Annotated in this window: 17 protein-coding genes; 11 read left to right on the top strand and 6 right to left on the bottom strand. The window is 62.1% G+C overall.

The genetic code is table 11. The features are described from left to right. Positions 1-26 precede the first annotated feature (26 nt). The 3 genes from ACQRA4_RS04620 to ACQRA4_RS04610 are packed head-to-tail and all read right to left on the bottom strand — an operon-like array spanning position 27 to position 2146. A complete protein-coding gene (locus tag ACQRA4_RS04620) occupies positions 27-770 on the bottom strand; it encodes a hypothetical protein (protein WP_427821919.1) in 744 nt (247 codons plus the stop codon). Continuing rightward, complete coding sequence (locus ACQRA4_RS04615) at positions 767-1111, bottom strand: hypothetical protein (protein ID WP_427821918.1); 345 nt, start codon at positions 1109-1111, stop codon at positions 767-769. Before ACQRA4_RS04615 ends, ACQRA4_RS04620 begins: the two co-directional genes overlap by 4 nt. A 9-nt stretch (positions 1112-1120) precedes the next feature. Then, entirely contained in the window at positions 1121-2146 is a 1026-nt protein-coding gene (locus ACQRA4_RS04610) for a YIP1 family protein (RefSeq protein ID WP_427821917.1), read from the bottom strand. Between the two features lie 367 nt (positions 2147-2513). On the opposite strand from ACQRA4_RS04610, the gene ACQRA4_RS04605 reads away from it, so the two are divergent. From ACQRA4_RS04605 to ACQRA4_RS04595, 3 genes are all read left to right on the top strand, one after another. Further along, positions 2514-3734, top strand: coding sequence for a sodium:calcium antiporter (locus ACQRA4_RS04605; protein ID WP_427821916.1), 1221 nt, complete (start codon positions 2514-2516; stop codon positions 3732-3734). A gap of 229 nt (positions 3735-3963) precedes the next feature. Then, positions 3964-4806, top strand: coding sequence for a DUF3298 domain-containing protein (locus ACQRA4_RS04600; RefSeq protein ID WP_427821915.1), 843 nt, complete (start codon positions 3964-3966; stop codon positions 4804-4806). Positions 4807-4852: 46 nt separating this feature from the next. Next, positions 4853-5710 carry a DUF3298 domain-containing protein gene (locus ACQRA4_RS04595; RefSeq protein WP_427821914.1) on the top strand — a complete coding sequence of 286 codons (858 nt, stop codon included), beginning with the start codon at positions 4853-4855 and terminating at the stop codon, positions 5708-5710. Positions 5711-5961: 251 nt separating this feature from the next. On the opposite strand, the gene ACQRA4_RS04590 is transcribed toward ACQRA4_RS04595, so the two are convergent. Beyond that, positions 5962-6219 carry a hypothetical protein gene (locus tag ACQRA4_RS04590; protein ID WP_427822033.1) on the bottom strand — a complete coding sequence of 86 codons (258 nt, stop codon included), beginning with the start codon at positions 6217-6219 and terminating at the stop codon, positions 5962-5964. Between the two features lie 634 nt (positions 6220-6853). On the opposite strand from ACQRA4_RS04590, the gene ACQRA4_RS04585 reads away from it, so the two are divergent. From ACQRA4_RS04585 to ACQRA4_RS04560, 6 genes are all read left to right on the top strand, one after another. Beyond that, a complete protein-coding gene (locus tag ACQRA4_RS04585; RefSeq protein WP_427821913.1) occupies positions 6854-7309 on the top strand; it encodes a hypothetical protein in 456 nt (151 codons plus the stop codon). Between the two features lie 315 nt (positions 7310-7624). Continuing rightward, positions 7625-8395 (top strand): DUF4198 domain-containing protein, encoded by a 771-nt coding sequence (locus tag ACQRA4_RS04580; RefSeq protein WP_427821912.1) that lies wholly within the window; start codon positions 7625-7627, stop codon positions 8393-8395. Positions 8396-8470: 75 nt separating this feature from the next. Continuing rightward, positions 8471-9082, top strand: coding sequence for a cobalt transporter CbiM (gene cbiM / locus ACQRA4_RS04575; protein WP_427821911.1), 612 nt, complete (start codon positions 8471-8473; stop codon positions 9080-9082). Positions 9083-9109: 27 nt separating this feature from the next. Next, positions 9110-9760 carry a cobalamin biosynthesis protein CbiL gene (locus ACQRA4_RS04570; RefSeq protein WP_427821910.1) on the top strand — a complete coding sequence of 217 codons (651 nt, stop codon included), beginning with the start codon at positions 9110-9112 and terminating at the stop codon, positions 9758-9760. An 87-nt stretch (positions 9761-9847) separates the two neighbouring features. Beyond that, entirely contained in the window at positions 9848-10609 is a 762-nt protein-coding gene (gene cbiQ / locus ACQRA4_RS04565; protein ID WP_427821909.1) for a cobalt ECF transporter T component CbiQ, read from the top strand. Continuing rightward, positions 10602-11372 (top strand): energy-coupling factor ABC transporter ATP-binding protein, encoded by a 771-nt coding sequence (locus ACQRA4_RS04560; RefSeq protein WP_427821908.1) that lies wholly within the window; start codon positions 10602-10604, stop codon positions 11370-11372. The genes cbiQ and ACQRA4_RS04560 overlap by 8 nt, the downstream gene beginning before the upstream one ends. A 531-nt stretch (positions 11373-11903) precedes the next feature. Here ACQRA4_RS04560 and ACQRA4_RS04555 read toward each other — a convergent pair. Then, positions 11904-12188, bottom strand: a complete 285-nt coding sequence (locus tag ACQRA4_RS04555) for a hypothetical protein (RefSeq protein WP_427821907.1) — start codon at positions 12186-12188, stop codon at positions 11904-11906. On the opposite strand from ACQRA4_RS04555, the gene ACQRA4_RS04550 reads away from it, so the two are divergent. Further along, complete coding sequence (locus ACQRA4_RS04550; RefSeq protein WP_427821906.1) at positions 12175-12555, top strand: hypothetical protein; 381 nt, start codon at positions 12175-12177, stop codon at positions 12553-12555. The genes ACQRA4_RS04555 and ACQRA4_RS04550 overlap by 14 nt on opposite strands. Here the strand turns inward: ACQRA4_RS04550 and ACQRA4_RS04545 are convergent. Beyond that, positions 12552-12785 (bottom strand): hypothetical protein, encoded by a 234-nt coding sequence (locus ACQRA4_RS04545; protein WP_427821905.1) that lies wholly within the window; start codon positions 12783-12785, stop codon positions 12552-12554. The genes ACQRA4_RS04550 and ACQRA4_RS04545 overlap by 4 nt on opposite strands. 119 nt (positions 12786-12904) lie before the next feature. Between ACQRA4_RS04545 and ACQRA4_RS04540 the strand changes: the two genes are divergently transcribed. Then, positions 12905-13045, top strand: a complete 141-nt coding sequence (locus ACQRA4_RS04540; RefSeq protein WP_427821904.1) for an IS1/IS1595 family N-terminal zinc-binding domain-containing protein — start codon at positions 12905-12907, stop codon at positions 13043-13045. The last annotated feature ends 188 nt before the right edge of the window (positions 13046-13233 follow it).

The following is a 13233-nucleotide window of genomic DNA, read 5'->3' as shown; positions in this document are numbered from 1 at the left end:
CGACAGCGTATTAACAGGGTCTGACTTTAGAAGGCTTTTCGACCGAAGACGCTGTCCAGCATGGAGGGTTCGCTCTTGCGCGCGGCGGTCGGATCCACCCAGGCCAGCACCACCCGCCCCATATCCCAGGCCAGGGAGCGCGCGATGAGGCCCGACGGGTCAGCGGGGTTGCGCTCCTTGATGGAGAAAAGATAAAAATCATGCACCTGACGGGCTTCCATCAAGCCGCCCTGCGCCAAAGACCAGAGCTGGACGCCGGTTTTCACATCATAAATTTCAAGAGACAGCGAGAGGGAACTTTCACCGCCGGAACCGCCGTCCATATAATGGTTGATATAGCCGCCCACCAGCAGTTCCGCGCCGTGCCGCCGGGCCAGAGCCAGGGCGCGCGAGCGCTCATAGGGCCCGGCCTCGGGCGCGTATTCCAGCGCTTCAAAAGCATTGAGCGAAAGCCATATCTGCCAGACCTGACGCGAGAGCATGTCACTGAAGCTCACGGCATTGCTGATCTGCTGCACGGCGCGCAGGGGCGCGAAAAGCGCGCGCGGGCGGTGATTCAGCCTGCCGCGCGGGGATACATAGACGGCGGGGGGCTGTCGGCGCACGAAATTGTCTATCTGAATCTGGATGGGCGTGCTGAAATCTCCGGCCAGCGATATGGAGGAGCGGCTGTCGTCCGGGCTGGTGGCGCACCCGGCGGCAAGCGCGAAAAGCGGCATCAGAAACAGGGCCGACAGCAGCGCGCGGCTCCGCCAGGGCAAGAACTTCATTGCGGCTTCTCCGAGGCTAGGCCCGCCTTTTGCAGGGAGGCGAGCAGTTTTTCCCGCGCTTCGCGCAGGTTGTCCCGCAGGGCGAGCCGTCTGTCAGCCGACAGGCGGCAGAAGTCAGCGCTGCGGGTCATCTCCACAAGATGCGTCATGGCCTGCGCCAGTTCCGCCAGACGGCGCGCCTCCAGCCCGGCCAGGGGCACGCTTCTGCCGGCAAGCTCCGCCAGATGGCCCAGTTCTTCAGCCTGGGAACGAATGCCCTCGGGCCGTATCATTGCGCCATATTTTCGACGTTTGCGAAATTCATGCCAGAGAAGGCGAAGCCGCCGCCAGAACCGGGCCATGCCACAACCTCAGGATTGAACCGCGGAAAGCAGTTGCAGGAGCATGGGCGCCGTCACCAGGCAGACAGGCACAAAACCCAGCAGGGTTTGCGGCCAGTTCAGGCGCAGGGCCGCGCGGCAGCCCACCGCCATGCAGGCCAGCCCCCAGATCATGCCGGCCAGAGAACCCAAGCCCGGAATGACGCAGAGCAGCGCCGGGGCCGAACTGTAGGCCATGACCTGAAACAGCAGAGGAAAGCTGGCCCGGCCCGGCGCGACGAAACGGTAGGCCAGGTGGATCAGCGCGCTGAAAACATAGAGTTGCAGAACCAGCAACGCCGTGCGCAGCAGCAGGGTCATGGCCAGATTGGTTTGCGGGGCCAGCAGGGCCAGCATTTTTTCCAACTGCGGGTCCGTGGCCGCGCTGGGGGCCATGATAGACAGAAACATGCCGCCCCAGAAGCGTTCCACCACCGTCTGCAGAACGCAGACAATCAGGTAAAAGCTCAGGGCCCGCAGGTGCGGGGCTTCTGGATTGAGCGCGCCGAAAAAACGCGGCGCGGCGAACATGACCCGCATGGCCGTCTGATAAAAGGCGGCCAGCCAGCCGTCGCCTCCGGGAGCCGCTTCCCAGGGGTTGGCCCCTGTGCGGCTCCCGCTGTCCCGCACCGTCTCCGCCTCCAGGCGGGCGGCTTCACGGGCGTATGCCCGGCTGGCCGTCCGGCGGATGTCCTCTTCTTCCGGCCCTGAATGCTCCGGCTGGCCCTGCGCGGCCCCGGCCCGCCGCGCGCTGTCGCTTTTTGCGGCGCTGGCGGTTTCGGCCGCCGCATGTTCCGGGTCGCGCCCCGGCACAACGGCGCCGGGCGGCGGGGGGTCGTCCTGTCCGGGCGCGGCGGCTCGCGCGGGCGGCGCATCAAGAATTTCCAGCATGCCCGCCTCGGCCGAAAAGCGGAAGCGGCAGGCGCATTTGGGGCAGGTGGCGATAACCGCGCGGGCGGGCAGGCGGTCGGCGGGCAGCTCTCGGCTGAAGCCGCACCGCGGGCAGATAATATTCACTGTTGGCTCCTCTCGCGGCGACCGGCCCGCTGAAGCCGGTCCGGCGCGTCTCATGCACGCCCCGACCGCTGACGGCGGCCGGGCCCTCTCTTTATTAGCCGCTGGCGGTTCCGCTGGCAAGCCCGCCCCGAACCGGCTTGACAGGCCCGGCGGTCATGGCTATAGTGCCGTCACTCAAGGGGAGTAACTAGGTTCCTGGAAACCTGGGCGGTATCAACAGCATGGCCTTTCGGGCCTGGTATCGCCGTCGGCCATGCCGATCAGTGAGACCTTGGCAGCAATGCCAGGGTCTTTTTTTGTTTCAGAACCGCTTTTGTCTTGCGACGCCGCGCCCGCGCGCCGCGCATCTTTTGCCCAAGGAGACGCCATGTCGCTTCGCGCCCTGCGCCCTTATCTTCTGGCGGCGCTGCTCACCGTGCCGGGCCTGGCCCTGAGGTTCGCGCACCCGGACATTTCGCCCATCTGGGTGGCCCTGCTTTCAGGCCTGGCCATTCTGGGAGCCTCCTTCCTGCTGACCTGGGCCTGCGAGGTGGCCCAGATGGACATCCCCCAGGCCGTGGCCGTGGCCGTGGTGGCCTTTATTGCGGTGCTGCCGGAATACGCGGTGGACATGTACTTCACCTGGATGGCGGGCCAGCACCCGGAAAGCGCCTACTCCCATTACGCCATTGCCAACATGACCGGGGCCAACCGGCTGCTTATCGGCGTGGGCTGGTCGGTCATCGTGCTGATTTTCGCCGGGCGCTACCACTCGGCCGTGGCCCTGCCCGACGACAAGCGCACGGATGTGCTCTTTCTCGGCATGGCCACCCTTTATGCCCTGCTGATTCCGCTCAAGGGCTCGCTGACCTGGCTGGATGGCGTGGTTTTTCTGTGCATTTACGCCTGGTACATCTGGATCATCGCCCGCCGTCCCTGTGAGGAGGAGGAACCCGAAGGCCCGGCCGCCGCGCTGGCCCTTCTGCCCAAGAGATCGCGGCTGCGCGCCGTGATCGGCATATTTCTTTTCGCGGCCCTGGTGATTCTCTGCAATGCCGAGCCATTCAGCGAAAGCCTGGTGGCCAGCGGCAAGCTGCTGGGCGTCAACGAATTTTTGCTGGTGCAATGGCTCGCGCCCATCGCCTCGGAAGCCCCGGAATTTATCGTGGCCCTGATGTTCGCCTTTCGGGGCAACGCCGGTCTGGCCCTGGGCAGCCTGCTCTCCTCCAAGCTCAATCAGTGGACGCTGCTGGTGGGCATGATCCCCGGCGTATACGCGGTTTCCTCCGGCGGGCTTTCGCCCTCCATAAATCTTGACAGCCACCAGTTTCAGGAAATATTACTGACCGCCGGGCAGTCGATCTTTGCGGTGGCCCTGCTGCTGGATCTGCGCCTGCATGTGCGCGAGGCCTTCTGGCTTCTGCTGCTCTTTACGGCCCAACTGCTCTCGCCCCTGTATGACGCGCAGTTGGAGGCCATGCTGGGCCTGCCCCATGACCCGTTGCGTCTGCATCACTTTTACGCCCAGACCTATCTGGCCCTGGCCGCGGCGCTGCTGCTCAAAAACTGGCGCAAGGTCTGGCGGTTGCGTCTGGGTTTCAGGGTCTGATCGCAAAAATTCCGCGCGGAATTCCGCGAAGAATTTTTGCGGGGTCGTTGGCGTGGTTTTTCGCAAATGAACCCGACCACGCCGCCGCAAAACCCTTGCGGGTTTTGTAGCGCCTGCTTTTGCAAGTAGACAGTAGCGTGGATTGACTTTGAGAACATATCTCCTCAAAGTCGCGTTGCGCCCGTTTCAGCGGCCGGCGAAGGCCAGAACGTTCTCGAGAGGATATGTCATGCCCCGTGTTTCTATCAATATAACGGCCATCCCGCCGAGCCTGGCGGGGTGGCTGCTGGCCGCGCTGCTGGCCTGCGCCTGGCTTGCGGCGTCTCCGTCCGCGCGCGCGGCGGCCGAAGCAACGCCGGCCCCGGCTGATTCCGTCGTGCCGGACGAGGAAAACAGCGCTCCTGAGCAAACGGTTTATCCCGATGTGATCAATGAGCGCATCCAGCGCGGCGGCGACGGCAAACCGGCGCTCAGCCTGTACTACCCGGTTCTGCGCCATGCCGTGGTGGATGCGGACATTCGCCACTGGGTCACAGGCGTGGCCGACGCTTACGAAGAGGAGGTGGGCAGGGCCGCCGAAGAGCCGGACGGAGAAAAGCCCGCCAGCTACGGCATGTGGGATCTTACCGGCCTGTTTGAGCTTTCGCGCCCATCCGAGGGCGTGGTCAGCCTCACCTTCAATGTCTACAGCTATAGCGGCGGCGCTCACGGCAATCTGGAAATCACCTGCCTGAACTACGACCTGCGCGCGGGGCGGCGTCTGAGCCTGGCGGACATGTTCAAAAATCCGGAAAAAGCCCTGCAGCTCATGTCCGCATGGTCACGGAAAGAGCTTGCCCGCACGCTGGGTGAAGATGCGGATGAAGACATGATCCGCGACGGCGTGGCCCCGGAACTGCGCAATTTCGCCAATCTGACCCTGACGCCGCAAGGGCTGCGCATCGAATTCCAGCCCTATCAGGTCGCGCCCTGGTCCGCCGGGCCGCAACGTGTGGACATGCCCCTGGCGGAGCTGGCCGCCGCCGGGCCCGAAGCCCTGATCTGGCCGCATGCCCCCGCTTCCAACCAATGACATGCCCCCTTTCGGTCGGGCCATGCCTGTGATGAGGTCATTGTCCATGCCTCGCGTATTCTGTTGTCTTCTGGCGGCGCTGTTTTTCTGGCTGTCGCCGGCCACGGCCCGGCCCCTGCCGGACGCTTTTGACGCGCTGGAGGGCGCGCTTGCCGACGCCGCCCTGCCGCCGGCTGACAGGCCAGGGGGCATGGCCGCTTCCCCCGCCGACAAAGAGGCGGCCACGGCTGAAATTTCCGGTTCGCGACAATCGGGGGTCATTGACCATCTGCTTCAGCGGCCCCTGCCGGACGCTCCGGCAAAGCGGGAAGACAAGGCCGAAATCAGCATCAATTACCCCTCGGTGGGCAATAATGACATTGATGCGGATATCCGCCAATGGGTCACGGGCATCGCCAACGCTTTTGAGGAGCATCTGGATATCAGCGCATTCGGCCTGCCCGACATCCGGGACAACGCGCGCCCGGCCTTTGAGCTGCTGGGGGCCTACAGCGTGTCGCGACCGTCCGGCGCGGCGGTGAGCATCACCTTTGAACTCTGGAACTACACCGGCGGCGCGGGCAATCTGGACATCATGACGCTCAATTACAGCCTGCTCACAGGGCAGCGGCTCGGCCTGGTGGATATGTTTGAAGCGCCGGAAACCGCCCTCAACCTGATGTCGGCCTGGTCCCGTCAGCGACTGACGCGCCGTTTTGGCGGCGGCTATCTGACCCAGACCCTCAAGGACGGCACCGCCCCCCTGGTGGAGAATTTTTCCAGCCTGACGCTCACGCCCGACGGCATCCGCATCAACTTTCAGCCCTATCAGGTCGCCCCCGGAACCGCCGGCGCGCAAAAGGTTGACATGCCCCTGGAAGAGCTGCTTCAGGCCCGCCCTCTGCTTGTCCTCTGGAACCGCTAGAGTCAGAGCGCATTACTTTACCCGCCGCAAAGCCGCCTTCTTCTGGCCGGCGGCGTTGCGGGGCCGCCTCGCGGCGGGGCCGATGCAGATTCGCCCAATGTTTGCCCTGCGCCTTTACGCCTGAAACAATTCCGCTGTTCGCGGACATCGTTTTGCCATGGGCCGAGCCTGGCGATTTCATATGAAAATGCTCTGTACAGGCCGCCTAGCGGAGAGAAGCGAGCGGAAACATCGGGAAAAAACAGGCGGAATCAGCGCTTGAGGTTCCTTTGCGGCGTCGCGCTTTCCTTGCTCAGAAAACCCGGACCGTTTTCCTGGGCCAGGTTGCGGTTCCAGGCGCGAATGGCCGCGCCCTGAGAGACGGACCACTGCTGCGAGGTCTGGCCGCAGGCGCAGACAACGCGCCAGACTTCCTGCCGCCGGCCCGGCGGCAACATGGATTCCAGGTGGGCATTGGTGCCCCCGCAGGCAAGGCAGGGGCGGATGGTATGCGGGTCAAGCTCTTTCATGAGAGGCAAGATAGCAGTTTTGCACCGGCTCCACAAGAGCGCGCCTTTCTGAAGGACACCGCGGCCTTGAAACATCCCGCTTTGAAAACGCCTGGAGTCCAGACCCTTTTAATGCGCCGTTGGTCAGGGGTGTTCCTATCCGTCAAAAACGGCCTTTTTCGCGTTGGCGCGTCACTGTGCGATTTTTGTCGGTCATGTAACATGGTCACTCCCTCCAAAATGGCCCATCTTCTTGCCGGCGCAAAAAATTCCTGTTTTTGGGAGGCTTGTCCCTTCGCTCCGCTTCGGGCGGCGAGCGAAAAAGTAGCCCTTTGTACCGACAAGCAAAAGCCATAACGCATTTTTGATGAGGTCTGAGCCTAAAATCACTAAACTTTTCATCTGCCGACCCGAAAGGGAATTTTTCTCCGTCTGGCGCTACGGCGGACGGTGGCCATCGCCGCCGGTTCGGGGGGTTGCGCAAAGTGGCCTTTGCGGGCGCGCGCAAGGGCTTGCTTGTTTTTTCAGCGGGCATTGGGTAAAACGGCAACAGGTCCGGCGTCCGGGGCCCTGGCGGCGGGCGACATGTTTTGCCGGTCGCCGCGCGGCATTAACCGCCCTTTACACGGGCGCGCCATTTTCAGGAGAAACATTCATGTTGAAAAAACTTGCGGCCTTCGCATTCATCATGCTGCTGGCCCTGCCCGCTCTGGCCGAGGAGCTGAGCACCAAATACTTCACGGTCGCCATGCCTGACGACTGGAAGGTCATCATGCCGCCCACGGAAAATCAGGGCATCACCAGCGCCGTCTTTGCCAAAAACACAAGCGGCGTTTCCGTCACCATGGTTGTGGGCCCCAGCAGCGGCGCCGACGCAAAAACCATCGCCGGCATGTTCGCCACCCAGTTCAAGGCGGAAAAACCTCCGGTGGAAAAGAACGGCCAGTACATGTTCAACTTCACCCAGCAGCAGACGCCCTGTCAGGCCTGGGTGGCCGTTCAGGACGACGTGTTCATGGTCAGTTCCCTGGCCGGCAACCAGAAAGAAGCCCTGAATTTCATCAGAAAAAACGTCAAGAGCGCCGATTACGCCAAGCTGCTCCCGCAGTAGGCTTCATGCGCTTTCCCCGGCGGCCAAAGGAGTAAAAAAGCCTGTTCGGCCCGGCCTGCGCGTAACGGATTGCGCCTCTTTCAGCGGTTCGACAACAACATCCAACGGTTCAACAGCCGGATGCCGTCAGGCAACGGCATTTTCAACGCTTCAGCCACGGCGGGGCAATGGCGGCCGCGCGGGCACGGCATGCGGGGTCGCCGCAATTACCGCTTGCTACTTTTTTTAAATTTGTGTTACTATAGCTTCGCATATGCGCGCAAGGGCGGCTTCGCATGGAAAGCCGCCGCCATCCCAACACAAGAGGACAAAACTATGTGGAAAATCATCTGCGCAAGTCTGGCCCTGCTGCTCTGTGCCGTCACGCAGGCCGAAGCGCATTTCGGCATGATCATTCCCGCCACAGCGACGGTGACGGAAAAAAAGGACGCTGACCTGAAACTGGATATTTCCTTCTCTCATCCCATGGAAATGCAGGGTATGGATATGGCCGCGCCCAAGGCGTTCACCGTCACCCTGAACGGCAAAACCGAAGATCTCAGGGCCAGCCTCAAACCCGCCGCGATCATGGGGCGCAAGGCCTGGCAGGCCGCCTTCAAAATCCAGAAACCCGGCGTCTACCAGTTCGCCGTGGAGCCTGCGCCCTACTTTGAACCCGCCGAAGACTGTTACATCATTCACTATGCCAAAACCATCGTGGCCGCCTTTGGCGATGAGGAAGGCTGGGACGAAGCCCTGGGCCTGAAGACGGAAATTGTGCCTCTGACACGACCGTTCGGCAACTATGCGGGCAACGTCTTTCAGGGCCGCGTGCTGCTGGACGGCAAGCCCGTGCCCGGCGCGGAAGTGGAGGTGGAATCCTACAACAAGACCAGAGGGCATGTGCCGCCCAATGACTATTTTGTCACCCAGGTGGTCAAGGCCGACGAAAACGGCGTATTTTCCTACGGCGTGCCCTGGGCGGGCTGGTGGGGCTTCGCGGCCCTGAATACGGCCAAAGAAAAAATAACCCGCGAGGGTCAGGACAAGCCCGTGGAACTGGGCGCGGTGCTCTGGCTGGAATTTGCGGCGCCCCAAACCAGGTAAGACCAGGCGCTCTTTCGCGCCGAACCGGCAAGGCCCCTCCCCGGCCCCGGCGCGAAACCGCCGCAAGGAAACGGCATGCATATCGCGGAAGGCGTTCTCTCCCCGGCCGTACTCGGCGCGGGCGCGGTTCTGGCGGCGGCTGGCACGGCCATCGGCCTGCGCAAGCTGGATTACGACCGCCTGATGACCGTGGGCATTCTTTCAGCGGCTTTTTTTGTGGGCTCGCTGATCCATGTCCCCGTGGGCTTTTCCAGCGCCCATCTGATTCTCAACGGTCTGGTGGGCGTAGTGCTGGGCTGGGCGGCTTTTCCCGCCATTCTGACGGGACTGCTGCTCCAGGCGGCGCTCTTTCAGTTCGGCGGCCTCACGGCGCTGGGCGTGAACGCCTTTACCATGGGTTTTTCCAGTGTGCTGGCCTGGTACGCCTACAAGGCCATCATTCGCATCTGGCCCGGCCCGGCGGGCATTCGCGCGGCCGCTTTCTGCGGCGGCGCGCTGGGCGTGGCCCTGGCCGCCGCGCTCACCGCCCTGGCTCTGGCTTTTACCAGCGAGGGCTTCCGGGCCGCCGCGCAACTGCTGCTCTGGGCCCATCTGCCCGTCATGCTGGCGGAGGGCCTGATCACCATGTTCACCGTGGCCTTTATCCACCGGGTACGCCCCGAAATGCTTCAGACCACGCGCGCCTGAATGCCGCCGCGGTTGAAGGAACCCGCCATGAAAAATGCCGCTCCGCTTTCCCCGCGCTGTCCCGCAGCCATGTTTGCCGCCCTGGCCCTATTGGTCACGCTGTTGCTCCCTGCTCCGACCCTGGCGCACAGGGTCAATATTTTCGCCTGGCTGGAGGGTGACGACATCATGGTGGAGTGCGGCTTCAACCGCAGCTCGCCGGTCAAAAACGGCCTGATCACAATTTTTGACCTCACAAATGGCAAGGAGCTTCTTCAAGGGCATACCGACGGCAACGGGCGGTTCAGCTTTCCCGTCCCCCCCGCGGCGCGCGCCGGTCACGGCCTGCGCATTCAGATTGCCGCGGGCGAAGGGCACCAGAACGACTGGATTATGGACGCTTCAGAATTTTCCGGCGCGGGCGCGCCCACGGCAATGGCGGAGGCGACGCCCCCCCCCGCGACCGCCGCACCTTCCGCTCCGGCGGCCGCCGCATTGGCCCAGCCCGGCCCCTCCGTCACGCCGGACGAGGTGCGCGCCATCGTCAACGCGGCTCTGGACGCCAAGCTTGGGCCGATTCGCCGTGATCTGGCGACTCAGGTCAACGCCGCCCCCAGCCTGAGAGACGTCATCGGCGGCATCGGCTGGATTCTGGGCCTTGCGGGCATAGGCCTTTACTTCAAGGGGCGGCGCGGGTAATGACAGTGCCGGGCCGGCCTGCCGCTCTTTCGCGGCACGCGCGGCGGAGCCTTTTTGTCTGAAACCGGAATAAGAGTCTTACCTTTTGTGTTTGAGCAGCCTTTTGTCCGCCCTTCGCTTTTGCAGGCCATTGACCCCCGCGTGCGTCTGGCGTTCGCCGCGCTGAGCGCCGTCTGCCTGGCCCCGCTGAAAAGCCTGCCCGCCTGCTGGCTGGGCCTGGCCCTGGGCGTCATGCTGCTGGCAATCTCGCGGCCGCCGCTCCTGCCTCTGCTGCGTCGTCTGGCGGCGGTGAACATGTTCATTCTCTTTCTCTGGTGCGTGACGCCCTGGAGCACGCCAGGCACGGTTCTGGCGCAGTGGGGCATATTTGCCGTCAGCGCCGAGGGGGTGCGTCTGTCCTTGCTGGTGAGCATCAAATCCAACGCCCTTGTTTGCGTCTTTCTGGCCCTGGTGGCCAGCATGGATTCGCCCACCGTGGGGCACGCGCTGGAGCGGCTGCGCTGTCCCCGCAAGCTTGTCTTTCTTTTTCTGTTCACGGGCCGCTATGTGCATGTGCTTGCCTCGGAATGGCAGACGCTCAATGTGGCCGCGCGCCTGCGCGGCTTCAGACCGCGCACCGATATGCACACATACAGAACCCTGGCCTCACTGCTGGGCCTGCTTCTGGTGCGCGCGTACGAACGCTCGCTGCGCGTGCGCGAAGCCATGCTGCTGCGCGGCTTTGAGGGCCGCTTCCGCTCGGTGGCCGTCTTTCGCGCCCGGCCTGTGGATGCGCTCTTTGCCCTGAGCCTGCTGCTCTGCCTGGCGGGCATCGTCTGGATGGAGTGGAAAGGAGGCCCGCATGTCTGAACGCGCCATTTCCCGCACCGACGGAGAAGCCATTTTCAGTCTGGAGCATGTTGACTTCGCCTATGCCCGCGACGGCAAGCCGCAAACTGTGCTGCGCGATGTGAATTTCGCTCTTTTTCCGGCCCAGAAAGTGGGGCTGTACGGCCCCAACGGCAGCGGAAAAACCACCTTTTTCCGCTGCGTCACAGGACTGGTTCGCCCCCGGCGGGGGCTGATCCGCTTTCACGGGCGTATCCTGCACCGTGAAAAAGACTTCCGTGAACTGCGTTGCAAGGTGGGTTTTGTGCTCCAGCACGCCGAAGACCAGCTTTTTTTCCCTACCGTGCTGGAAGATGTGGCCTTCGGCCCGCTCAATCTGGGCCTTACGCCTGACGAAGCGCGCCAGCGCGCTGTGGAAACCCTGAAAGCCCTCGGGCTCGCGGGTTTTGAGCAACGCCTCACCCACCGTCTGTCCGGCGGCGAAAAAAAACTGATCTCCCTGGCCACAGTGCTGGCCATGCGGCCGGAAGCCCTGCTGCTGGACGAACCCACCAACGGTCTGGACAACGAGGCGCGCCAGCGACTCATTGATATTTTGCGCGGGCTTTCCACGGCCCGGATCACCATCTCCCACGACTGGGACTTTCTGGCCCGAACCTCCACGGAATATCTGACCATTCTGGACGGTCGCCCCACCTCTTGCGCCCCCTCCTTCGCCCATGCCCACATGCACGCCCACCCGCTGGGCAACGAGCCTCACGAGCACGGGGTATGGCAGACATAAGCCGACCGGCCAAAGCCTTCATTTATGCGAAATATGCCGGCAGATGGCGAAACCGCCCTTGTTCCGCCGCGGTGAAGCGCGGGCGGACGTGGCGCGGCGCGAAAATTCGCCTCCGGGCGACGATAAGATTGAAGACCAATAAAAAGACGCCTGATGAATTTCCCGACAAGCAGTCTCATATCAACGGAATGAAAGCTTCCGCGCCTTTGCCTAAGCGCGGCTCGCGCTGCCGGGGCTGCGCAGGCATACCTTTTATTTCCATATGAAAGAACGCGGGCTCCGGGAACCACCGGCAAGAGAAAATTTGCAGGCTCGTTCTCAAAATGTTCAGAGACCAAGCCCTCTGCTGGTCATGAGCCAATAAAGATACTGGCAAACCCGGCAATGCCGGGGCCGCGCCCGTGCCCCAAAGCGCGGCCCGCGTCGGGCGGACGGGCAAAATCGCGTCAGGGCGGGCCCGGAATGCAAGCGTCTGTTCGCGGCAAGCCCGTGAAGCTTGCCGCGAACAGACGGAGCGGACGTGGACTGCGCTTATTTTTCAATCCAGGCCAACAGGGCGTCCACAATCTTGCGGGCCTGGTCAGCGCTGGAAATGGTGAATTTGGACTGCTGGCGGTATTCGCCCCCCGACTTTTTATAACGCCGGATCACATACCTATCCGGGCCGTAGTCGTCGCTTTCCGGCCGCCACTGCTGATAGCGAAACAGAATAGTGGTCCACGCGCCCTTGCTCAACACCACCTTGTCCAGTTCCTTGATCAGAATCTGGCCGTTTTCCTCATACTCTACAGTAAGATCGTCGATGGATTCGTTCAAGACTTCCTCGCAATGGACACGTTGGGCGCATGTCTTGGCCGCGCAGTTAAACCCGCGTGACGCTGGCGGCCAAACCTCGCCGGCCTGGACTCAGCCTTCATTAAAAAATGTTGGATTGTTTTTCATCCGCCGACGCGAAAAATTTCCCCCGCGGCTCGAAACGAAAGGCGGCTGCCGTCGCAACAACCCTGAAAAACAAGACTTTTCGTGCCGGCAAGAACATGGCGACTTTTGGAGGGAACGCGTTCAGGCACATGACCGACAAAAATCGCACGCCGCCGCGGCCAGCGCGGAAAAGACCGTTTTGGGCGGATTATTGCGGCATTGCGCGGGCCGCCACATGCCCGGCAGCGTGGTTCGCCCCTAAACGCCGATGTAATTGGCCAGCACCCCCTTGACGGTTTCGGGCAGGTCTGGCGGCTGCAACACCATATCCCCCGGACCTGGGCCGTAACGATCGCTGGTGCTCTGCGCCGTGGCGGTCATGGCCATCAGCCGCTCCGACAGGGTAAGATCCCGCCCGCTGCCCATTTTCCGCCCCAGCATGGTCAGCACGTTTTCCGTGATGTTTACTGGCTTGACGCTGTTGTATTCCATAGCGCGGCCTCCTTCTGTAGACCCTAAACTACAGTTTTCATCGGCGGTTCGCAAGACGGCTTTAGGCTCAGACCCCATTAAAAAATACAAACAGAAATTATCCAGTTAAGGAGTTTTTCATGCAATGCCGTCCCAAATGTGCGTCAGAGCGAATTGTAAAAAATGGAAGACCGCTGAATCGTCAGAGATTTCGCTGCGAAAACTGCGATTTTCAATTTACCGGTGAACTCCCAGGGGACGACCTGCAACGGAAAAGATAATGGCCATACTGATTTATACTTTATGACTTTCATTTAATTCCATAGCACGCGTTTATGGAGTCGCAGCATCGACTGTCATGCGTTTGGCGCGGGATTTCGCTGAAAAATTTATGAAAAATCTTCTCTCGGAAAAGCTGTCATTATGGAACTTGATGAGATGCCGCACTATTTGCATTCAAAAAGACAAA

The sequence above is a fragment of the Desulfovibrio sp. SGI.169 genome, assembly GCF_050313595.1.
In the GTDB taxonomy this organism is placed as follows: domain Bacteria; phylum Desulfobacterota; class Desulfovibrionia; order Desulfovibrionales; family Desulfovibrionaceae; genus Desulfovibrio.
The sequence above is the reverse complement of the archived record's forward strand: the minus strand, read 5'-3'. Positions and strand labels throughout refer to the sequence as shown.

What these genes read in the sequence shown, in the direction of transcription:
- ACQRA4_RS04620 (WP_427821919.1), bottom strand. Translation starts at nt 770, where the DNA reads ATGAAGTTCTTGCCCTGGCGGAGCCGCGCGCTGCTGTCGGCCCTGTTT.
- ACQRA4_RS04615 (WP_427821918.1), bottom strand. Translation starts at nt 1,111, where the DNA reads ATGGCCCGGTTCTGGCGGCGGCTTCGCCTTCTCTGGCATGAATTTCGC.
- ACQRA4_RS04605 (WP_427821916.1), top strand. Translation starts at nt 2,514, where the DNA reads ATGTCGCTTCGCGCCCTGCGCCCTTATCTTCTGGCGGCGCTGCTCACC.
- ACQRA4_RS04600 (WP_427821915.1), top strand. Translation starts at nt 3,964, where the DNA reads ATGCCCCGTGTTTCTATCAATATAACGGCCATCCCGCCGAGCCTGGCG.
- ACQRA4_RS04595 (WP_427821914.1), top strand. Translation starts at nt 4,853, where the DNA reads ATGCCTCGCGTATTCTGTTGTCTTCTGGCGGCGCTGTTTTTCTGGCTG.
- ACQRA4_RS04590 (WP_427822033.1), bottom strand. Translation starts at nt 6,219, where the DNA reads ATGAAAGAGCTTGACCCGCATACCATCCGCCCCTGCCTTGCCTGCGGG.
- ACQRA4_RS04585 (WP_427821913.1), top strand. Translation starts at nt 6,854, where the DNA reads ATGTTGAAAAAACTTGCGGCCTTCGCATTCATCATGCTGCTGGCCCTG.
- ACQRA4_RS04580 (WP_427821912.1), top strand. Translation starts at nt 7,625, where the DNA reads ATGTGGAAAATCATCTGCGCAAGTCTGGCCCTGCTGCTCTGTGCCGTC.
- cbiM (WP_427821911.1), top strand. Translation starts at nt 8,471, where the DNA reads ATGCATATCGCGGAAGGCGTTCTCTCCCCGGCCGTACTCGGCGCGGGC.
- ACQRA4_RS04570 (WP_427821910.1), top strand. Translation starts at nt 9,110, where the DNA reads ATGAAAAATGCCGCTCCGCTTTCCCCGCGCTGTCCCGCAGCCATGTTT.
- ACQRA4_RS04560 (WP_427821908.1), top strand. Translation starts at nt 10,602, where the DNA reads ATGTCTGAACGCGCCATTTCCCGCACCGACGGAGAAGCCATTTTCAGT.
- ACQRA4_RS04550 (WP_427821906.1), top strand. Translation starts at nt 12,175, where the DNA reads ATGGATTCGTTCAAGACTTCCTCGCAATGGACACGTTGGGCGCATGTC.
- ACQRA4_RS04545 (WP_427821905.1), bottom strand. Translation starts at nt 12,785, where the DNA reads ATGGAATACAACAGCGTCAAGCCAGTAAACATCACGGAAAACGTGCTG.
- ACQRA4_RS04540 (WP_427821904.1), top strand. Translation starts at nt 12,905, where the DNA reads ATGCAATGCCGTCCCAAATGTGCGTCAGAGCGAATTGTAAAAAATGGA.